Genomic DNA, 20,599 nt, shown 5'->3' on the forward strand with positions numbered 1-20,599 from the left:
ATCAAATTTCATGTGCAACATTAAGACCATTGAGAATTATTAAAAATGTTGAAAATCGTAATTTTATTTAATAACATAAAATATAAATTAGTTATTAAAATATTTTTCGAATGATTTAATATTAACCCCTTAAAAAAATGGGGGTAAAATAAATTTCTAACTAAAAAAAACATAAATTTGCAAAAAAAATCAAATCAAAATGTCAACACTAAGATTTAAAGCTTTAGAAACGCTTGCATTTAAAAGTTACAGAAATGATAATGCGGTAGAAATTCCGTCAAAACTTTCTGAGTTATTTTGCAAAAATGTCTTTTCCGAAGATACAATGCGCGAATATTTAACGAAAGAAGCCTTCACGTCTATTATGGATGCGATAAAAAAAGGCAGTAAAATGCCGCGTCCAATTGCAGATCAGGTTGCTGTGGCGATGAAAGACTGGGCAATGGCTAAAGGCGTGACGCATTACACGCACTGGTTTCAGCCATTAACAGGCGCAACTGCTGAAAAGCATGATTCTTTTTTTACGCCTATCGAAAATGGAAAAGCAATTGAGAGATTCTCCGGAAATTTATTAATTCAGCAGGAACCGGACGCTTCATCTTTTCCAAATGGTGGCATTAGAAATACTTTTGAAGCTAGAGGTTACACGGCTTGGGATCCAACTTCGCCGGCTTTTATTATGGGAACTACGCTTTGTATTCCTTCGATTTTTATTTCCTATACTGGCGAAACTTTAGATTATAAAGCACCACTTTTAAGATCACTTCAATCTGTGGATAAAGCGGCAACGGATGTGATGCAGTATTTTGATAAAAATGTGACGAAAGTAACACCAACTTTGGGTTGGGAACAGGAATATTTTTTAGTTGATTCAGCACTTTATCAATCAAGACCTGATTTGGTTTTAACAGGAAAAACTTTGCTTGGACATTCACCAGCGAAAGGTCAACAGCTTGATGATCACTATTTTGGCTCAATCCCGACAAGGGTGATGAACTTCATGAAAGAGCTGGAAATTGAATGTATGAAACTGGGAATTCCTGTAACTACACGTCATAATGAAGTGGCGCCAAATCAGTTTGAAATGGCACCAATGTTTGAAGAAGCGAATGTTGCCGTTGATCACAATTCGCTTTTGATGGATGTAATGGCGAGAATTGCGCACAAACATCATTTCCATGTTTTGCTTCACGAAAAACCTTTCGCAGGCGTGAACGGAAGTGGCAAACACAATAACTGGTCTTTAAGCACAGATACTGGCGAAAATCTTTTAAGTCCAGGGAAAAATCCAAAGAAAAATTTACAGTTTTTGACGTTTTTCATTAACACGATAAAAGCAGTAAATGAATATGCTGATCTTTTGAGAGCAGGAATTGCGTCGGCAAATAATGACCACAGATTGGGCGCCAATGAAGCGCCGCCGGCAATTATTTCGGTTTTTATTGGTTCGCAATTATATTCAGTATTGTCTGAACTTGAAAAAGTAACGGAAGGAAAATTATCACCGGATGAAAAAACAGATTTGAAATTAAACGTTGTTGGTAAAATTCCTGAGATTTTACTTGATAATACGGATAGAAACAGAACGTCGCCTTTTGCTTTTACCGGAAATAAATTTGAGATCCGCGCGGTTGGTTCTTCCGCAAATTGTGCAGAAACAATGACGATCATGAACGCAATTGCTGCGAAACAGTTACGTGATTTTAAAGCTGAAGTTGATGCTTTGGTTGAAACTGGTCTTAAAAAAGATGAAGCGATATTTAATGTTTTAAGAGAATACATTAAACAGTCGAAAAATATTATGTTTGAAGGCGATGGTTATTCTGAGGACTGGGCAATAGAAGCTGAAAAAAGAGGTTTAAGTAATCTTAAAACAACTCCGGAAGCTTTAAAACGTGAAATGGATAAAAAATTCACAGATCTATATGAAGAGCTTGAAATTTTCACGCATAGAGAAATTGAAGCTAGAAATGAGATTAAACTGGAAAAATATTCTACGACAATTGATATTGAAGCAAGAGTTTTAGCGGATATTGCAAGAAATCACATTATTCCAAGTGCGTTGAATTATCAAAACAGATTGATAGAAAATGTAAAAGGCTTGAAGGAAATTTTTGGTGAAACTGAATTTAAAGAACTTGCAAAAGAGCAAATGCATTTGATAAAGAATATTTCCGGGAATGTTTCTGCTATTAAATTGGGTGTTGAAGCCTTATTAGAAGCGAGAGAAACCGCACATGCGATTGAAAACGGTCAGGAACGCGCGACTTATTTCTGTGAGAAAGTTAAAACTTTATTTGAAGTAATTCGTACACCTTCCGACGATTTGGAAATGATGGTTGATGATGAACTTTGGCCTTTGACAAAATACAGAGAATTGCTTTTCACGAGATAATTTAAATCTAATATCAGCAAAATAAAAAACCGTCCTGAAATAATTTCAGGACGGTTTTCTTTTGGAATTTAGTTAAAACGGGTCTGTTTTTTTGTGAAATTTAAATAGCCCAGATAGGAACGGCATCCTTTTTTTGCGGCTGGAAATTACGCGGAATGAATATAAGAAAGGGCAAAAAAAAAGATATAGTGGATAGCTGGAAATAGCTCCTGAAAAAATTAAAAATTGACTTGAAAACCTGCTTTTATGCCGAATTTTGAAATATTTGGACGGTCAAGATAATTGCCGCGCCAGTTAAAATCTACACGAAGAATTCTCAAATTACCAAAACCGATATTTTCTATACCGAAACCATATTCATAATAAACGTGATCTGATGGCGCAGAATATTGGACGGCGCTTCGATTAATTCCTTTTGAAGCATCACTCAAAGTTCCATATGCAGCACGAAATAGTGCCACTTCACGGAGTTTTAGTTTTTTAATTAAAGGAATATACGACAGAATTTTGCCATTAAAATGATGTTCAATATTTAAAGTTGTATAATTATCTGCGACAAATTCATAGTAATTTAATAGCGCAAAAGTATTGGGAATTAAGCTATAAGACTGATTTCCTGGAATTACATTTTGTAAGGCCAAAGGAAGTGTTTCGAAGGTTTTACCGGCTTCAAAATTAAGAATAGATTTGCCCCAAACGCCCGTTAATATCGGCTGAGTGTAGAGAAACTGAAGTTTGTTGTAATTAAAATCTGCATTAAAAAGACCTTTTACGCCTCGTGTGTATTTTAAAACAAAGCTTGGTGCTAAAGTCGTGTGTGAATAACGATCGATGCCTGTTTCAGAAAATTTTGCGCCGGGATTTGCGATTAAACTTAGTACAAAATGAGAATCATTAACGGTTTTTCTGATCTCGTTGCCATAGTTGTAAGTCAAGTCAAAAAGTTCATTATTTCCCGATTTAATGCTGCGTAAAGTCCCGTCTAATCTGATCTGAAAGTTTTTAATTGGCTCGATGGAAGTGTAGATGCTTTCCTGTGTGCTTGAACTCAAGGAAGTATTATCGCCACTTGCAAAAACGGTGGAAGAGGCGAAAGATCTTGACATAATGCCGTCATCACCGGTTAAAGCAACGCCTAATTGTAAAATATCGCGTCGCGCGCCTGCACCAATTTGAAAACGGTTTGTTTTATTGAACATGTATTTTCCTTCGATGCCGTATTTAAACTGTTTGTCTTTAAAACCATAAGCGCCGTAACCCTGAATTCTCCAGTCGTCATTCGGCGAAAAATAAGTTTTTCCGCCTAATCTAATGCGGTCACCTTCAATAACGTTGCTGCCATAGACTGAATAAATATCTCCAATATCAAAAGCGTGACCCACGTTGAAATAGCCTGAGGAAGCGGTTTCATAAATCTTTATAAATCTTTTGAATTTTGGAATCTGCTGAAGTTGAGAAAGCATTTTATAAACGCCAGCTTCTTCTACATTTAAAGAATCTGAACGGTTTTGTTCCCAAAAATCGTCAGTTTTAGTTATTTCCTGTGTTGTTTTTGGAGTTTCATTTTGGAAAACAGTCGGGTTGATTTCTTTGTTAAATTCATAATCGCTGTAATCGACTGTGCGTCTTGCCAACATGCCGTTCGAGTCTTTATTTTTACTTATTAAAGAAAGGTCGAATTCTGTGGTATTTTTTAAAGGAATAAAAGTTTTTTCGTCCGGATTATCAAATTCAAGTTCGGTGAAAACGCCATTGACGAAATTGACGTTCATATTTTTAGAAGATTTTAAAGACACTTTTACGACAGCATATGCATCTTTTGAAATATAAAGATCACCTATGAAAGCTAAAACATCTGTTCTTCTGGGGAAATATTTGATGTGGTAACAATCTTCTCCGCGAACTGAAATTGTATCAATTAAATTATAATCATAAGTACTAAAACCGTCTGTAGAAACCGGACTTTGAAAACCAATATTAAAAAAGTTAAGCGTGTTGTCGTAGATATTAATTTCTTTATATAAATTTTTAACCGTCGTAGCCATAATTTGGTTGTCCTGAAAACCGGACGTTTTCTGCGCTACAAGATCTTTCTTTTCTTTTTTAGCGGGTTGATTTTCCCCATAAATATTATACACCGATTCATTCAAAAACATAGGAAGCGACAACTTTCCATTTGCAGCAGAATCAGCATATTTAAAGATAAAATCAACTTTATTAAATATCTTGCGCTTCATAAAAGCACTGTCGATGTTGCTTAAGTTGAACTGGATCTTCTCATATTCTTTGTACTGATAACTTTTATAATTATCTAAACCATTTTTCCTTTTATTTGCCCAAACTCGCTGCATAATTGCATAAGCGGGATTATCCTTCTTGTTTTTGTATTTTATTGCAGTTCCCTGTATCACGACACCTTCAATATTTTCCACAGAATCCTGGCTTAAAATAACTTTTAAAACCACCGGACTTTTCTGCGTAATATTTACAGTTTTTAGATCAAAACCTTTCTTCTGAAAACGCAGTTTATAAATGATGGAATCAGATGAGATCTTAAAACTGCCAGTTGAAACCAGAGTTGCTGAGACATTATCGTTTATAAAAATAGAAACGCCGGAAAGAGGTTTTTTCTGTAAAGAATCTGCAACTGTGCCACTTACCAGAAACTGGCAGTGAAAAAAGGAAATTGAGAATAAAAATATTAGGCTATATAAAGACTTCGTCTGAAGATTTTGAGGCATTTTCCGGTACTATTTTGCAAATTTAATGGAAATAGTTAGCTATGCGTTACTTTTAGCAAAGATTAACTATATTTTCATACTTCAATATAAAATAATGCCATAAAATATGTTTAAGTAATTTTTTGAAATTTTTTATGATTTTTAAATCTCCTTTAATTTAACTTTAGCAAGATATTATTTTATAAGTAGAATCAAAAATAGCAGGAAATTGACCAAATTTAAAAAAGTAAATTTTTAATAAATTTTTAAATGTGGTTGTAGTTCTTTTAAAAATAATTATTTTTAAGAATATGCTTTTTATATTATGACGATTTTGAATAAATATTTTAACTAAAAATTAACTAAAATGCGAGTTTTAAGTAATAATATTTTAATTTATAAAGCGTTTTTATATTAATTCAGAATTTTAATTTGTGAAAAATTTCGTGTTTTATATGATTTTTGGGTTCATCTTTATTTCTAGTAATAAAGAGGGTAGTTCTGTGAATATTTTTAATTCACCGACTTGTTTTAATATGGTTAAAAATGAGATCTGTGGACAAACGCAAAATCACTTTTCAAAAAACGACCTTCAAAATAAAAAAGGTAGATCAGATCATAAAACACATCGAAAAAGCCATCCTGTTATTCATATGAATCACATTGGTTTTAATATAATTTTAAATTCCGCATATCATTTTAAAAAAATAAACCATGTATTTTTTGTAAAATCTGATATCATTAAGAATAGAAGAAATTTATATTCCAATTGCCTTTTAGGCTCAATATGGCATCCGCCTAAAATTTTATCTTAAAGAAATTTACTTCTTTAAAACGATTTTAAATATCGGAATTTTAAAGAATTTTCAAAAAATCGACTTCTTTAATTATTGATTTTCAGATATATATTATCTGAAAAACTATTACAATTACATTTTACCTTAAATGAAAACAATCTTCACAGCCATTTTTCTGGCTTTATTCTCTGTTTCTATAAGTGCACAGAACTCTTTTGATATGGCAAAAAAAAATGCCGCAGAAAAAAATGAATTAATTGTCTTAAATTTTTCCGGCTCAGACTGGTGTATTCCGTGTATCAAACTGCACAAAAATATTATTGAATCAGAAGATTTTAAAAAACTTTCGACGGATAATGTACTTATTTATTTAAATGCAGATTTTCCAAGAAGTAAAAAAAATCAACCGTCGGCAGAAATTAAAAAAGAAAATGCGCTTTTGGCGGATAAATACAATCCAAATGGTTTATTTCCATTGACGCTACTTCTTAATTGCGAGGGTAAAATCTTGAAAACCTGGGAAGGTTTGCCGTCTGAAAATTCGAAAAATTTTTCTGAAGAAATTTTGGCTTTTTACCAAAAGAAGTAAGTTGAAAATGCTAAAAGAATTTCGAAAAGCCCAGAAATTAATGGGTAATATTTTTGAGATCACCGTCGTAAATGATGATGAAAACTTGGCTTTTAGACAAATTGAATCGGCAATTTCGGAAATTCAAAGGATTGAGAAACTATTGACGACTTATAACGAAGAAAGTCAGACGAATTTGATCAATCAAAATGCGGGAATTAAACCTGTAAAAGTTGATCCAGAAGTTTTTGAACTCATCGAAAGAAGTTTAAGGATCAGCGAAATTACAGACGGCTATTTTGATATTTCTTATGGCGGAATTGATAAAACCTTCTGGAACTTTGACAAAGAAATGATTCGACTTCCTGATCCTGAAATCATTAAAGAACATTTAAAACTCGTCAATTATAAACACATTCTTTTAGATAAAGAAAATAAAACAGTGTTTTTAGAAGAAGCGGGAATGAGAATCGGTTTTGGCGGTATTGGTAAAGGTTATGCAGCAGAAATGGCTAAAAAAGTTTTAATCCAAAATGGAATTTCTTGCGGCGTTGTTAATGCTGCCGGGGATTTAACAACCTGGGGAACTCAAGCCGATGGAAAACCCTGGACGATCGGAATTGCCGATCCTGATAATGCAAAACTTCCTTTTTCTTACATGAATATTACAAATACTTCCGTCGCGACATCCGGTAATTATGAAAAGTTTGTAATAATTGACGGTAAAAAATATTCTCATACGATCAACCCAAAAACGGGAATGCCGGTTTCCGGAATTAAAAGCGTCACCATGATTTGTCCCAATGCAGAAATTGCCGATGCAATGGCGACGCCGGTTGGAATTATGGAAATTCCTGACGCGCTCAATCTCGTTAATCAAATTCATCAATTAGAATGCATCATCATTGATGATAACAACAAAATTTATTCTTCACAAAACATAAATTTCAAATGAAAAAAACAACAATAAAAGCAGTATTATTTTTTTCTGCGCTGATTTCTTTTAGCACAATGCATTCCTGCACGGTTGTAAAAGAATACGATAAAAATAAATTGAATGATGCCGAAATGGTTCTCGGAAACCGAACAATAGAAAAGACGGAACTCAATTTTCAATCTTATCGCGAAGGTTCCTCCGGCGCAAATGCGGGTAAAGTTGGTGGTGGTTGTGGTTGCAATTAATTAAGGATACCTAATTTTTAAATTAATAAAATGAAAAAAATAATCATTAGTATTCTCTCACTTTTTGCAATTTTTAGTGCTCAGGCACAGGAAACTTCGGCAAGTGAACCTTCAAAAAAACTGAAACTGGATGAGATCAATCTGGTTTCCAGTTACTATAAACAGGATGGGAATAATTCAGCCGTAACTGGTGGAATTGGATCGGAAAAACTGGATGATATTTCAAATTCCATCAATGTTACGTTGGTTAATTATGATAAAAAATTACGAAAAAATAAATATACTTTGGATGTTGCGGTAGATCATTACAGTTCCGCGTCGTCTGATCAAATCGATTTAAAAGCGAATTCTTCTGCATCCAGCGCAGATACAAGATTTTATCCAAGTCTTGAATGGAGTAGAGAAAATGAGAAAACAGGAACTACGCTTTTCGGCGGTGTTTCTTTTTCCACAGAATTTGATTACCAGTCGATTGGTGCAAATGTCGGAATTTCCCAAAAGACAAAGAATAAAATGGGCGAATTGACTGCGAAATTTCAGGCTTATGTCGATCAGGTTACTTTAATTAAACCCATAGAATTGCGAACTGGAAATTCTGGTGGTGGAGATCACGAAAACTACGGAACAAGCGGCAGAAATACTTACGCTGTCTCTTTGTCGTATTCTTAAATCATTAATAAAAACTTTCAGATAGAATTAATTGGCGATGCAGTGCAGCAGACCGGATATTTAAGTTTGCCATTTCACCGTGTTTATTTTAATGATAATTCTGTGCATCAGGAAAATTTACCAGACAAAAGATTTAAAATTCCTTTGGGAATCAGAGCCAATTATTTTTTTGGTGATAAATTTATTTTAAGAAGTTATTATCGTTATTACACCGACAGTTGGGGTTTAAGATCAAATACTTTTAATATAGAAACGCCGGTAAAAATTTCGCCTTTTGTATCTGTGGCGCCTTTTTACAGATTTTATTCTCAAACAGGAACGAAATATTTTGCGCCTTATCAGCAACATACGGCTTTTGATGATTTTTACACCAGCAATTATGATGTTTCTACTTTTAACAGTAATTTTTACGGCGCAGGAATTCGCATCAGTCCAAAAAATGGATTATTTGGAGTTGAACGTTTGAATATGCTTGAAGTGAGATACGGCCATTACACGAAATCTATCGGGATGAAATCGGATATTATTTCATTGAATTTAAGATTTAAGTAAAATTATTAATTAGTTGGAAGTTAGGATTTACTCAAGTATTTAAATTTAATCTTATTCTAACGCATTAAATTCACATTTTTTAAAGACTTACTTCACTTCTCTTTATTAGAAATTAAAAATATAGATTTTAAGATTTAAAAAAGTTTAAAAATGAAAATTTAGAAATTGGGATATTTGTAGTTTGAGATTTCTGCTTTATAACGGAACTTTTAAAAAAAATAAATACCGGAAACGATTAAATTTTTAAAAAGCAATCAATTAAATTGATTGCTTTTTAGTTTTTTCTTGAAGATTTATTAGCTATTAAACACAAAAAAACCACCTACAAAAATGTAAGTGGTTGATTACCTTCGCTCCTCTTCTTGGGCTCGAACCAAGGACCCTCTGATTAACAGTCAGATGCTCTAACCAACTGAGCTAAAGAGGAAGGTTACGTCGTTTTTAACGTGGTGCAAATATAAAACGTTTTATAATAAACACCAAATATTTTTAAAATATTTTTAAAATTTTCCTGTGATCCATTTTACGATGTCACTTCCGAAGATCAGCGCCATTAAAGCGATCAAAAATATCACGCCGATCATTTGGGCATTTTCCAAAACTTTCTGCGGTACAGGCTTTCCTGTGATCATTTCCCAAAGCGTAAAAACAACATGTCCACCATCTAAACCAGGAATAGGAATTAAATTAAGAAATGCGAGCCAAACGGAGAACATTGCCGTAAAACTCCAAAAACGTACCCAATCAAACTTCGTAGGCATCATCTTGATTATGCCAATCGGACCAGAAACTTTTTTATAACCCTGTACTTTTTTGTTAAAAATGAGTTTAAACTGTTTCACCTGATAAGTTAAACTTTCAATACTTCTATTAAAACCTCTTCCGACGGCTTGTGGAATGGTAAAATGTTTAGTTTCTACAAAATTTTGTAGAAATTTGTATGATGCAATACCTAATGTTCCATCTTTTGACACAGGCAATATAAGTTGAATTGGTCGTCCATTTCTCAGAACTTCGGCATTCACGTTTTTTCCTGCATTTTTTGAAATATTATTTTGAAGCTGATCGTAAAATTCTATTTTTTCATTATTAAAAGAAATGAATTGGTCGTTTACTCTTAAACCAGAAGCACTTGCTTTAGGATTTATAATAGTATCTACAATTGCAGGTTGTCTCGGTGAAAGAAAACCTCGCGGATTTTCTTCTGCTAATGCCAAAGCTTTTCCATCATCATTGGTATTAAATGTGAAATTTTGTCCAGATCTCAAAACAGTAATCTTATCACTTAATAAAATATCCAAAGAGAGTTTATCCAAATCAGTTTGAGATTTTCCGTCAACAGCTATTATTTTATCACCATCTTTAAATCCCATAGCTTTTGCAGATGCAGAATAATTCATCGGGGCTTTTATCTTGGTGGTATCAAATGATGTTTCACCATTAAAATAACTTAGTGAGCCATAAATAGTCCAAGCCAATAAAAAATTGATAGTAACACCACCAAGCATAATAATCAATCTCTGCCACGCCGGTTTACTGCGAAATTCCCATGGCTGCGGTGGAAGTGCAAGTTGCTCTTTATCCATACTTTCATCTACCATTCCGGCAATTTTTACATAGCCACCAAGAGGTAGCCAGCCGATGCCATATTCAGTTTCGCCAATTTTCTTTTTTAAAATTGAAAAACCAGGATCAAAAAAGAGATAAAATTTTTCTACTTTACATTTAAACCATTTGGCAGGCAGAAAATGCCCTAATTCGTGTAAAATAACAAGTATTGAAATACTGAGAATAAACTGAAAAAGTTGTATTAAAGTCATTGATTTTTATAATAAGATTGCAAATATAAGCATTCTGCGAAGGTTGCCAAACAAAAAAAGACCTTCAAAATGAAGGTCTTTAATATTTTGATTTTTAAATCTTACAGGTTGAAAGAAACACCAATGCTTCCGTTATTTCCTGCTTCAAGATAAATACCGATGTTTTGGTTGAAGTAATATCTTGCACCAATGTGAGCACCGATATATGTACCGTTTTTACCTAAAACTCCTAAATCGATACCAGGATAAATGTCCCATTTAGACGGCAAGCCTAATGGTTGCTGCAAGTGAAAATTTAAACGTCCAAAAACTGCGAAATCGTCATCTTGGTATTTATTATTATTATGATCAAAGAAAATGTTTGCACCAACACCAAGTGAAATGATTTTCGACAAGCCGTAATCGTAAGTCCCAACAACCCCTGTTCCGTAGCCTAAACCACTTAAACCAACCTGGATTTTTTGATCTCCCTTACCGCTCCACGCTTGAGCATTTGCCATTGATGCTGCAAAGAAAAGTGTGCAGACTAAAATTAATTTTTTCATAATTAAAACTTTTATAAATGTTATTATTTTTCATCATTAGCAAAAATTAGTCCAAAGACTAATAATTTGTTAAAATTGTTAATATTTTATTAACTTTAATTATATTTACAGATGAATAATTTGAAAATAAAAGCATTGGAATTTGACATTAGCTGGAAGGATAAAGAAGCAAATTTTCATCAAATAGAAAAACTTTTAGAAAATGAAAATGCAGATCTTTTTCTTTTACCAGAGATGTTTTCCACGGGGTTTTGTATGGACGCTGAAGAAATTGCAGATCAAAGTGACCAATCCTTAAATTGGTTAAAAAACATCGCCAATAAGAAGGAGGCAGCATTTTCTGGCAGTGCTTCCGTTCAAGAAAATGGGAAATTTTATAATAGAATGTACTTTGTAAAACCAAACGGCGAAGTTGATTTTTATGATAAAAGACATTTATTTTCTTATTCTGGTGAGGATAAAATTTACTCAAAAGGTGATTCCCGAAAAATTATAAATTTTAAGGGTTTCAGGATTTTACTTCAGGTTTGTTACGATTTAAGATTTCCTGTTTTTTCCCGAAATAAGAATGATTTTGATTTAATTTTATATGTGTCAAACTGGCCGGAATCCAGAATTTCTGCTTGGGAAACTTTACTAAAAGCACGCGCTATTGAAAACCAATCTTTTGTTTTTGGCTTAAACAGAATTGGAATAGATGGAAATAATTTAAAATATCCCGAAAGTTCTTCTTATTGTTTTGATGCAGAAGGTAAAATAATTTCTAATGTTTTAAATCAAATTATTTCTGTTGATTTAGATTTAAATGATCTTCAGAATTTTAGACAAAAATTTCCATTTTTAAAAGATGGTGATGATTTTGAGCTTAAGTTTTAATTTTTTTTACTTTTAATCAAATATTTAAATAATCTAAAACAAAAATAGATTGCTGTAATAAGAATAAGAAAGGAAATAGTTTGAATTACAAATAGACCAGGAGAGAAAGCTTCAGTTGATTCCATATTTTTAAGTTAGTTAAGGTTATTCAATTTTTTACAAAGAATAGTTCGGCGCTTCTTGAGTGATAATTACATCATGCGGATGAGATTCTTTCAAACCATTTCCGGTTATTTGTACCATTTTAGAATCATTTTGTAAACTTTCAATATTTTTTGTTCCGCAATAACCCATTCCTGCACGCAAACCGCCGGTTAATTGAAAGATAACTTCCTGTAATTTGCCTTTGTGCGGCACGCGTCCTTCGATACCTTCAGGTACAAATTTTTTGGCTTCACTTTGAAAATAGCGTTCTTTTCCGCCTCGTTTCATTGCTGCCAAACTTCCCATTCCCTGGTAAGATTTGAATTTTCTCCCTTGTAATAAAATCTCTTCACCCGGTGCTTCGTCAGTTCCGGCTAATAGCGAACCGAGCATCACAGCATTTGCGCCACTTGCAATAGCTTTTACAATATCACCCGATAATTTTATTCCGCCATCTGCAATTACTGCAACGTTATATTCTTTGGCTTTTTCATAAACATTGTAAATAGCAGAAAGTTGTGGAACTCCAACTCCGGCAACAACTCTAGTCGTGCAAATAGAGCCCGGACCAACGCCTACTTTTAAAATATTTGCCCCTGCTTTTATTAAATCTTCTGCGGCTTCTGCAGTCACGATATTACCACCGACAATATCTAAATCTGGGAAAGTAGCGCGAATTTCTTTTACTTTATTTAAAACTCCAATTGAATGTCCATGAGCAGAATCTACCGCGATAATATCAACACCAACATTAACTAATGCCTGAACTCTTTCAATGGTATCGTCACCAATTCCCACGCCTGCGCCGACAATCAATCTTCCTTTTTCATCTTTATTCGCATCAGGATACTCTAATTGGTTATCAATATCTTTTATGGTAATTAAACCAACTAATTTATTTTCAGCATCTACAATTGGTAATTTTTCTATTCTGTTTTCCAGTAAAATTTGTTTGGCAGTTTCTAAAGTAGCATGTTTATCAGAAGTAATAATATGATCTTTCGTCATTAACTCTTCTACTTTCATACCGAGGTTTTCCTGATATTTAACATCTCGGTTGGTAATGATGCCAATTAATTTATTGTCAGAATCCACGACAGGTAAACCGGAAATTTTAAAATTTTCCATTAATTCCTTCGCATCTTTCAAGGTATGGTCTTTTGATAAAGTAACTGGATCGGAAATCATTCCGTTTTCAGATCGCTTCACGCGGTTTACTTCCGCCGCCTGTTCCTCGATGGTCATGTTTTTATGAATAAATCCCAAACCACCAACTCTTGCCAAAGCAATTGCCATTTCTGCTTCGGTGACTGTGTCCATTGCTGCGGAAACTATGGGCACATTAAGCGTAATTTTATCGGAAAGTCGTGATTTTAAGGAAACTTGTGAAGGTAAAACTTCAGAAAATGATGGAATAAGAAGGACGTCATCAAAAGTGATGGCTGTCTCTACGATTTTGCTGTGAATAGACATCTTTACTTTCTGACAAAATTAAAGTATTTTAAAAGAATACGAAAATGTTTTTTCAAATAATGTTTTTTTACCCTTATTTCAGGTAGTTAAAAGCAATAAATAATTTAATTTAAATTTTATACTAATTTGTCCAAAACGTTTCGAGCGTTTGGTTTAATTTTTCGATTTTTTTAAAATTTTCTTTATCCTGATCGCCGTTGATAATAGAATCAGACGTGTTTGCTGTTGTTATTTTAATTTTTGTGTCGGTGCCGTCAAATGCCATATTGCTGCTTCCACTTTTTACTTTTTTAAAATCTTCTAAGCGAAAAGAGTTGCTGATATTCTGCCAGTCTCCTTTTGAAATTTTTTTGCCTGTTTTTGTTACTTTATCACTTTTCGTTCCGACTAAAACAGTTTGAATAATACTGTCTTTTGTAAATTTTAAAGTACCGAAATATCCCAATTGTCCACCATATCTGGAAAGTTCGATTGCAGTTATTTCTTCTTTTTTTGGCGAAGTTTGTTGTTTGTTTGATGACATTTTTTGGCAACTGATCATTAGACAGGTTATGAAGGCTGCGAGATAAAGTTTTTTTAAAATCATTGTTTTTTAAATTTTTGTTAGTGTTGAAGATTCAAATGTGAAATCGGAATTTTAAATTTAAAAAATAAATTTCAATTTTGAGACCCTTTTTAAAAATAGCCCTGATAGAAGCGGCATCCTTTTTTTGCTAGGGGGAAATTTCTAATTACTGTTCTAAGCGTCGGCAAAAAAAGATATAGCGGATAGCAGGAAATAGCTTCAAAAAACTTTAAAATAAATTATCTTCTTGCTTGGAATAGACTTTGCTCTTTCAAAAAAAATATAACTATTATGGAAAAGCCAAAACCGATGTTGACACTGAGTCAGGTGATGAATAAATTAGCGCAAAAAGGCGTGGTGAAAGAGTACAGAATGAATGATGAAGGTGAAATGCGCCTGACGAATTCTGATAAAAATTATGAACCTTCTGAACTTACGATCTTAAGAAGTTACCGTTTCGAAGGAGACAGTAATCCAGATGATAATGCAGTATTGTATGTTGCTGTAGATCATGAAGATAACCGCGGAATGATCATTGATTCTTATGGCGCAGAAAGCAATTATCCAGGAGATAAATTTGATGAATTTCTAAGGAATATTTCAATAAATGAAAGTGATGAATATAATTTTCAAGAGTAAAATTTTTTTAAATTTTAGATAAAAAAAGAGACTTCAAAATGAAGTCTCTTTTTCGTTTTTAAGAATTAGGTTTTAGCCAGCCTAATTTTCCGTAATGTTCTTTAAATCTTGCGATTTCCGGTCCAACAACTGCGCTGCAATAAGGTTGAGTTGGATTTTGATTGTAATAATCCTGGTGATAAGTTTCTGCCGGCCAGAATTTTTCAAAAGGAACAACCTGAGTTACATATTTACCTTTCCATCTTCCGGAAGCTTCGGAAACTTTTTCTGCCGCCAAGGTTTCTTTTTTCTGAGCTTCATCTTTGTAAAAAACCACAGATCTGTATTGGGTTCCGACATCATTTCCTTGACGGTTAAGTTGGGTAGGATCATGAAGGAAGAAAAATACGTCCATTAATTTTTGATAAGAAATAATTTTTGGATCGAAACCAATTCTCACTGTTTCGGCGTGACCTGTATCGCCGCTGGAAACTTCTTCATAAGTTGGATTAGCTTTAAAACCTCCGGAATAACCAGAAACCACTGAATCCACGCCTTTTAGCATTTGAAAAGTTGTTTGCACGCACCAGAAGCAACCGCCGCCGATTGTAACATATTCTAAATTAGATTTGTCTATTTTTTCTACCGCCATCTTAGAAGCGGCTTCTTTTCCCTGACCGTTGCAGGATACCAGGAGAAAAGCCATTACGATCGTAAGGAATTTTTTCATCTTAAATTTTAATTATTAATACTGTTATTTACGACTTTTTAGAGTAAAAAGTTTGAGCTTAGTCGTTAAACAAGTATTGTGCTAATAGAAATTTAAGTGTTAAAAATCAGGTATTTATTTTTGACATTTGTACAGAACTGTTTTCCCATACCAAAGCACTCGCGCCTAAGATGGCAGCATCAGCTTCGTCAAGTTCACTGAAAACAAGTTTTACTTTTCCGCGGAAAATAGGCAGAAGATTGTGTTCCATGTGGCGCTTCGTTGGTTTTAAAATAAAATCACCAGCCTTTATCACGCCGCCAAAAAGTAAAATAGCTTCCGGTGAAGAAAACATCACGAAATTTGCCAAAGCTTCACCTAATTTTTGTCCAGTATATCTAAAAACCTCGATTGCAGTTGGGTCACCTTTTATCGCACATTCATGAACTGTTTTAGAATTTATTTTTTCTTCAGGATATTCGTTAAGCATAGAATCCGGAAATTCTGCACGAAATTTTTTCGCCGTGATTGCGATTCCGGTTGCAGATGCGTAAGCTTCCAAAGAGCCTTCTGAGCCAGTGCTCCAATGTTTTCTGCCGTTTGGTTTGATGATAGTATGTCCCAATTCGCCAGCAAAGCCATCATGACCATAGATTAAATTACCACCACAGACAATGCCGCTACCTACGCCGGTTCCCAAAGTCATCATGATAAAATCTTTCATACCGCGTGCTGCGCCATACATCATTTCACCGAGTGCCGCGGCATTTGCATCATTGGTGATTTTACATTGAACACCGAATTTTTTTGACATGATTTCTGAGAAAGGAACAACGCCTTTCCACCGTAAATTAGGTGCCTGCTCAATCGTACCTTTATAATAATTAGCATTTGGTGCGCCGACACCAATTCCGTAAAATTCCCCGTCTAAGCAATATTTATCTAAATGGGGTTTCACAATTTTGTGCAGTTCCTCAATAAAATCTTCTACATGTTCAAATTTATCTGTTTTAAGATAACCGCGTTCGAGAATTTCACCACGGTGATTGACAAGACCAAATTTAGTATTGGTGCCGCCAATATCAATTCCCAAAGCGATCTGTTTAGATAAGTTTACTAATGACATGTGTTTATTTTAAAGAGCTAAATTTAATGAAAATTTAATATTAAAATAATAATACCACAGATTTTTTTAAATTTTATATTCTTCTTAACAATCTTTTTCTAAAAATGATTTTCTGTGATAATGGAGAACGTTTTTATTTTTAGATTTTTTTCTTTTCCCACACCAAATTAGAAATCCTGTGACGGGCAAAGATGCGATCATCAAGCTTCCTATAAATGCTATAATTTTTGTTGGTAAACCTAAAATTGCGCCGACGTGAATATCGTAATTTGCGGCAACCGTTTTTTCACCAAAATTTTTATCAATGTCATCATATTTGTGTAAAAGTTTTCCGGAATTTTCGTCGAAAATTAAACTGCTGTTTTTATGGTAAGAGTAGGAAAGGTGCTGCACAAATACGGAATAATTTGGATGTTCGTGATCATCAATATGCGGATGTCCGAGATCTAAACTGTAGGCGTAGGAATTGGGATAAAGTTTTTGAATTGTATTTGAAATTTTATCAATTGTAAATGGTGTTTTCTCTGTAATGCGCGCTGTCGTGGTGATTTTAGAAAAATCCGGATAAACAGTTTTTCCTCCGGAAAACGTAAAATAGATGAAAGCCTGAATGACGAAAAATGCGTAAAACAAACCTGTAATGCTCATTATTAAACCAAAAATTGATGCGTAAAACCCTAAAATATTATGAAGATCGTAGTTTTTTCTTTTCCACGATGTTACATTTTTCCAGTTGAATTTGAAGCGCTGTTTTCGGGCGGCTTTGTTTTTTGGCCACCAAAGAATTATTCCTGAAATTGACATGAAAATAAAAATTATTACCGGAATTCCTGTGAGATATTTTCCCCAACTTTCCTTTAAAAGATAACTCCAGTGGATCATTTTAACGATATTAAAAAAGCCATTTTTAATATCATATGTTCCTAAAACTTTTCCCGTGTAAGGATTGACGTAAGCAGATTTGTAAACAGGGTATTCCTGAAAATAATTCCAGGCTTTTTCATTGTGTTCGTACCAAAAAAACTGGTAAGATCTGGTTTTGTCTAAAGGAACATTTACCCAGTGAATTGGATACTTTTCGTTGGTTTGACCGTTAATTTTCTTTTCTAAAACACTTAAAGGCAATACTTTTTTCTGATTAATATTTTGCTCATGGTGGTAAATTATTTCCTTTAAAGTATAGTTTTCTATCTCATCTTTAAAAACATAAAGCGAACCGGTAATTGAAATAATAAAAATAAGAAAACCGATCCCAAGACCAAACCAAAGATGTAGTTTTCCGATCCATTTTTTGAATTCTGATTTTTTAGTAATTTTCTTTATTTTGGTCATTATTTATACTTTTATTGATGAATAATATTTTATGATATGCAAACTTTCGCAGCCCGACTTGAGTGGAACTCCTTTTTTTTGCATTTAAAAAAAAAAATTGATTCTATTTTTTTATTTATTTTTATTTGAATCATCGAAACTCGTTCCTCGTTTTGGGAACGGAAGGCGGAAATGTCTGCCATAAAAAAATAATAGTTTAATATTCGACGAAGTCAAATTGCTGCCCAGATAAAATAATTATTTTAATTTTAAAAAGTTGGCAAGTGTAAAACCGACCAACTTTAATGAAAAATCTAATATCAATTATCTCTAAAATTTATAAGCAAAAGTTCCGGTTACGTTTATTAATTGTTGCGGATTTGCCGTTGTAAAGCCCGTCCAGTAATGTTCATTGGTGAAATTGTCAACCTTTGCGCCGATTCTGAATTTTTTGGAATCATAAAAAGCATTGGCGTTTAAAACCACAAATTTTGGAAGGAAAAAATCTCCGGTCACATTATTTTCACTCGCTGTATTTCCGCCAACGCCAAAACCTAAACCTTTTAAACTGCCATCAAGAAACTGGTAACTTGCATTAAAATTGGTCAGCCATTTTGAGCCGGAATTCACAGGTCTTAGTCCTGTGCTTAAATCTTTTGAATCGTTATAAGCGATGCCGCCAATTACTGAAAATCCTTTTACTAAATAAGCATTGACTTCCAGTTCTACACCTTTACTTTCAATTTTTCCCGCCTGTGTTTGAACTGATTGAAAAGATGAGGTGAATTGGCCTGTTCCCTGTAAACTGTTTTTTACTTTAATATCGTAATAACTTACCGTTGCGTTTACTTTTCCGTTAATTAAATTTGTTTTAAAACCACCTTCAAACTGATTTGCTCTTTCGGGATCTGACAACGCGATGTTTCCCGCAACATTTGTCGTGTAATAACCGTTGCTTTTAAAACTATTTTGATAATTTCCGAAAACTGAAAACTTATCTTTTACGATCTCATAAACGATTCCTGCTTTTGGGGAAAATGCAGATTGATTGTAAGGTTTTGTTTCCTGAAAAAATACGGAGCCACCTTTAAAATCATTGCTTTCGTAACGCGCACCAAGAACTAAATTTAAACCTGCAACCGGCGTGAAAACATTAGAAATATAACCGCTGTAAGTATTTGTGTCTGCGTCAACATTATAAATCCCCGTATTTCCCGGGATATTATAAGCAGCAGCCAGAGTTGTTCCGTTAAAATTTGAGTAGTTATCACCACGAACTGCGGGCGAAACCAATTCAAAAGGATTATTTAAGTAAACGTAACGCTGTCTTAATTGTGTCTGAAGAAAATCAAAACCGGCAACAGTTCTGTTTCTCATGCCGTTCGCGAAATTGTAATCAAAATTAAAATTCTGCTGAACCTGAAAATAGGAACTTTTACTTCCTCTCGTGCTTTGATCAAATCTTGAAACTCTGTATAAATGACTTGCATTATTATAATTAACGGAAAAATAAGGACTTGCGCCGTCAGAATAACTTTTAGAATTATTAATATTAGTTGAAGATTTTATATGATCGTTTATTTTGTAATTGATTTGACCGAAAATATTATTAACTCTTGCAGTCGTGTATAAATTGTTGCCGGTGTAAGATTCTTTATAATTTAAACCTGCTTTTTCCAGATCTCTCATATTATTGATCCCGTTTAAAGTCGTTGGAGAAAGATAAAAGAAAAACTGTTCACCAATTGCTCGCGTATCATATCTTTCATATTCTAAATTGAACTGAAGTTTATCGCTCGCGTTATAAGTTAAAGATGGCGTAAAAGCAGTGTACGTATTTTTAGAATTTGTTTTTTGAAACGTTCCAGTGTTTGTGTAAGCGGTGTTTACTCTAAAAAGAAGTTTTTTATCTTTAGTAATTGGTGCATTTACATCAGCTTGAACTCTGTAGAAATTATAACTTCCACCAATTAGACTTGCTTCTCCGGCAAAACTTTGGAAAGGTTTTTTTGTGATCCTGTTGATAATTCCGCCATACGAAGCGACATTACTTCCGTAAAGTGTTCCGGAAGGTCCTTTTAAAACTTCAAGTTTTTCTATGTTGATCGCATCAATAGTAGTTGTCACCGGTGAAACCAAACCGTTTCGTAAAGAATTATTAGAACTGAATCCTCTCAAAACAACAAATGAACCACCGTCGCCCGCTCTGCTTGTAGCTGTCCACATTTTTTGCAAGCCAGTTACATTTCTATAAGCATCATCAACTGTGAAAATAGATTGATTTTGCAAAACCGTTTTACTTACGGAAGATAGAACCTGCGGATCTTCAATGGTTTTTAAAGGCATTTTATTGGAATAATCGCTGTCTTTTTTTATGACAGAATTGATGATTACTTCATCTATGTTACTTGATTTTAATGTATCAGTTTTTTGTGCGTAGATTAAAATTCCCGCTAAAAGAGCGATTGAGATTGATGTCTTCTTCATGTTTAGTTTAATTATTCAACAAAAGTATGTTATTTTTAATTA

The 20,599-nt window shown here is 33.6% G+C and carries 15 protein-coding genes, 1 tRNA gene and 1 pseudogene; 7 read left to right on the forward strand and 10 right to left on the reverse strand.

The features are described from left to right. Nucleotides 1-199 precede the first annotated feature (199 nt). Entirely contained in the window at nucleotides 200-2,395 is a 2,196-nt protein-coding gene (locus BM238_RS10960) for a glutamine synthetase III family protein (protein WP_090080766.1), read from the forward strand. 218 nt (nucleotides 2,396-2,613) lie between these two features. Here BM238_RS10960 and BM238_RS10965 read toward each other — a convergent pair whose 3' ends face one another. Beyond that, entirely contained in the window at nucleotides 2,614-5,136 is a 2,523-nt protein-coding gene (locus BM238_RS10965; RefSeq protein WP_221404934.1) for a DUF5686 family protein, read from the reverse strand. Between the two features lie 924 nt (nucleotides 5,137-6,060). Between BM238_RS10965 and BM238_RS10975 the strand changes: the two genes are divergently transcribed. The 4 genes and pseudogenes from BM238_RS10975 to BM238_RS14675 all read left to right on the forward strand — a co-directional run bounded on the left by BM238_RS10975 (nucleotide 6,061) and on the right by BM238_RS14675 (nucleotide 8,883). Beyond that, a complete protein-coding gene (locus BM238_RS10975; RefSeq protein WP_090080771.1) occupies nucleotides 6,061-6,501 on the forward strand; it encodes a thioredoxin family protein in 441 nt (146 codons plus the stop codon). A 7-nt stretch (nucleotides 6,502-6,508) separates the two neighbouring features. Continuing rightward, entirely contained in the window at nucleotides 6,509-7,435 is a 927-nt protein-coding gene (locus BM238_RS10980) for an FAD:protein FMN transferase (RefSeq protein ID WP_090080774.1), read from the forward strand. Next, entirely contained in the window at nucleotides 7,432-7,662 is a 231-nt protein-coding gene (locus tag BM238_RS10985; RefSeq protein ID WP_090080777.1) for a DUF4266 domain-containing protein, read from the forward strand. Before BM238_RS10980 ends, BM238_RS10985 begins: the two co-directional genes overlap by 4 nt. Before the next feature lie 30 nt (nucleotides 7,663-7,692). Beyond that, a pseudogene (locus BM238_RS14675) lies at nucleotides 7,693-8,883 on the forward strand (DUF3570 domain-containing protein). 353 nt (nucleotides 8,884-9,236) lie between these two features. Here the strand turns inward: BM238_RS14675 and BM238_RS10995 are convergent. From BM238_RS10995 to BM238_RS11005, 3 genes are all read right to left on the reverse strand, one after another. After that, nucleotides 9,237-9,310 (reverse strand) — tRNA-Asn (locus BM238_RS10995). A gap of 73 nt (nucleotides 9,311-9,383) precedes the next feature. Further along, the gene (rseP, locus tag BM238_RS11000) at nucleotides 9,384-10,703 is read right to left on the reverse strand and encodes an RIP metalloprotease RseP (RefSeq protein WP_090080780.1); all 1,320 of its coding nucleotides are present in this window, start codon (nucleotides 10,701-10,703) and stop codon (nucleotides 9,384-9,386) included. A gap of 101 nt (nucleotides 10,704-10,804) precedes the next feature. Beyond that, entirely contained in the window at nucleotides 10,805-11,248 is a 444-nt protein-coding gene (locus BM238_RS11005; RefSeq protein ID WP_090080783.1) for a DUF6646 family protein, read from the reverse strand. A gap of 111 nt (nucleotides 11,249-11,359) precedes the next feature. On the opposite strand from BM238_RS11005, the gene BM238_RS11010 reads away from it, so the two are divergent. Then, complete coding sequence (locus BM238_RS11010; RefSeq protein WP_090080786.1) at nucleotides 11,360-12,124, forward strand: amidohydrolase; 765 nt, start codon at nucleotides 11,360-11,362, stop codon at nucleotides 12,122-12,124. Between the two features lie 156 nt (nucleotides 12,125-12,280). On the opposite strand, the gene guaB is transcribed toward BM238_RS11010, so the two are convergent. Then, complete coding sequence (gene guaB / locus BM238_RS11015) at nucleotides 12,281-13,741, reverse strand: IMP dehydrogenase (protein ID WP_090080789.1); 1,461 nt, start codon at nucleotides 13,739-13,741, stop codon at nucleotides 12,281-12,283. Nucleotides 13,742-13,862: 121 nt separating this feature from the next. Beyond that, nucleotides 13,863-14,264 carry a hypothetical protein gene (locus BM238_RS11020; RefSeq protein WP_143093381.1) on the reverse strand — a complete coding sequence of 134 codons (402 nt, stop codon included), beginning with the start codon at nucleotides 14,262-14,264 and terminating at the stop codon, nucleotides 13,863-13,865. Nucleotides 14,265-14,597: 333 nt separating this feature from the next. On the opposite strand from BM238_RS11020, the gene BM238_RS11025 reads away from it, so the two are divergent. Next, nucleotides 14,598-14,945 (forward strand): hypothetical protein, encoded by a 348-nt coding sequence (locus tag BM238_RS11025; protein WP_090080794.1) that lies wholly within the window; start codon nucleotides 14,598-14,600, stop codon nucleotides 14,943-14,945. Between the two features lie 58 nt (nucleotides 14,946-15,003). Here the strand turns inward: BM238_RS11025 and msrA are convergent, their stop codons facing one another. The 4 genes from msrA to BM238_RS11045 all read right to left on the reverse strand — a co-directional run bounded on the left by msrA (nucleotide 15,004) and on the right by BM238_RS11045 (nucleotide 20,557). Further along, on the reverse strand, nucleotides 15,004-15,654 hold the full coding sequence (msrA, locus tag BM238_RS11030; RefSeq protein WP_090080796.1) for a peptide-methionine (S)-S-oxide reductase MsrA: 651 nt from the start codon (nucleotides 15,652-15,654) through the stop codon (nucleotides 15,004-15,006). A gap of 106 nt (nucleotides 15,655-15,760) precedes the next feature. Next, a complete protein-coding gene (locus BM238_RS11035; RefSeq protein WP_090080799.1) occupies nucleotides 15,761-16,759 on the reverse strand; it encodes an ROK family protein in 999 nt (332 codons plus the stop codon). Between the two features lie 84 nt (nucleotides 16,760-16,843). After that, entirely contained in the window at nucleotides 16,844-18,091 is a 1,248-nt protein-coding gene (locus BM238_RS11040; RefSeq protein ID WP_090080801.1) for a PepSY-associated TM helix domain-containing protein, read from the reverse strand. Between the two features lie 309 nt (nucleotides 18,092-18,400). Further along, nucleotides 18,401-20,557 carry a TonB-dependent siderophore receptor gene (locus BM238_RS11045; protein ID WP_090080804.1) on the reverse strand — a complete coding sequence of 719 codons (2,157 nt, stop codon included), beginning with the start codon at nucleotides 20,555-20,557 and terminating at the stop codon, nucleotides 18,401-18,403. Nucleotides 20,558-20,599: the final 42 nt, after the last annotated feature.

Origin of the sequence: Halpernia frigidisoli (genome assembly GCF_900113805.1) — a bacterium.
Taxonomy (GTDB): domain Bacteria; phylum Bacteroidota; class Bacteroidia; order Flavobacteriales; family Weeksellaceae; genus Halpernia; species Halpernia frigidisoli.

Coding starts and splice junctions, on each gene's coding strand:
- BM238_RS11020 (WP_143093381.1), bottom strand. CDS start 14,264: ATGTCATCAAACAAACAACAAACTTCGCCAAAAAAAGAAGAAATAACT.
- BM238_RS11005 (WP_090080783.1), bottom strand. CDS start 11,248: ATGAAAAAATTAATTTTAGTCTGCACACTTTTCTTTGCAGCATCAATG.
- BM238_RS10980 (WP_090080774.1), top strand. CDS start 6,509: ATGCTAAAAGAATTTCGAAAAGCCCAGAAATTAATGGGTAATATTTTT.
- BM238_RS11045 (WP_090080804.1), bottom strand. CDS start 20,557: ATGAAGAAGACATCAATCTCAATCGCTCTTTTAGCGGGAATTTTAATC.
- BM238_RS11010 (WP_090080786.1), top strand. CDS start 11,360: ATGAATAATTTGAAAATAAAAGCATTGGAATTTGACATTAGCTGGAAG.
- guaB (WP_090080789.1), bottom strand. CDS start 13,741: ATGTCTATTCACAGCAAAATCGTAGAGACAGCCATCACTTTTGATGAC.
- BM238_RS11025 (WP_090080794.1), top strand. CDS start 14,598: ATGGAAAAGCCAAAACCGATGTTGACACTGAGTCAGGTGATGAATAAA.
- BM238_RS10975 (WP_090080771.1), top strand. CDS start 6,061: ATGAAAACAATCTTCACAGCCATTTTTCTGGCTTTATTCTCTGTTTCT.
- BM238_RS11040 (WP_090080801.1), bottom strand. CDS start 18,091: ATGACCAAAATAAAGAAAATTACTAAAAAATCAGAATTCAAAAAATGG.
- BM238_RS10965 (WP_221404934.1), bottom strand. CDS start 5,136: ATGCCTCAAAATCTTCAGACGAAGTCTTTATATAGCCTAATATTTTTA.
- rseP (WP_090080780.1), bottom strand. CDS start 10,703: ATGACTTTAATACAACTTTTTCAGTTTATTCTCAGTATTTCAATACTT.
- BM238_RS11035 (WP_090080799.1), bottom strand. CDS start 16,759: ATGTCATTAGTAAACTTATCTAAACAGATCGCTTTGGGAATTGATATT.
- BM238_RS10985 (WP_090080777.1), top strand. CDS start 7,432: ATGAAAAAAACAACAATAAAAGCAGTATTATTTTTTTCTGCGCTGATT.
- msrA (WP_090080796.1), bottom strand. CDS start 15,654: ATGAAAAAATTCCTTACGATCGTAATGGCTTTTCTCCTGGTATCCTGC.
- BM238_RS10960 (WP_090080766.1), top strand. CDS start 200: ATGTCAACACTAAGATTTAAAGCTTTAGAAACGCTTGCATTTAAAAGT.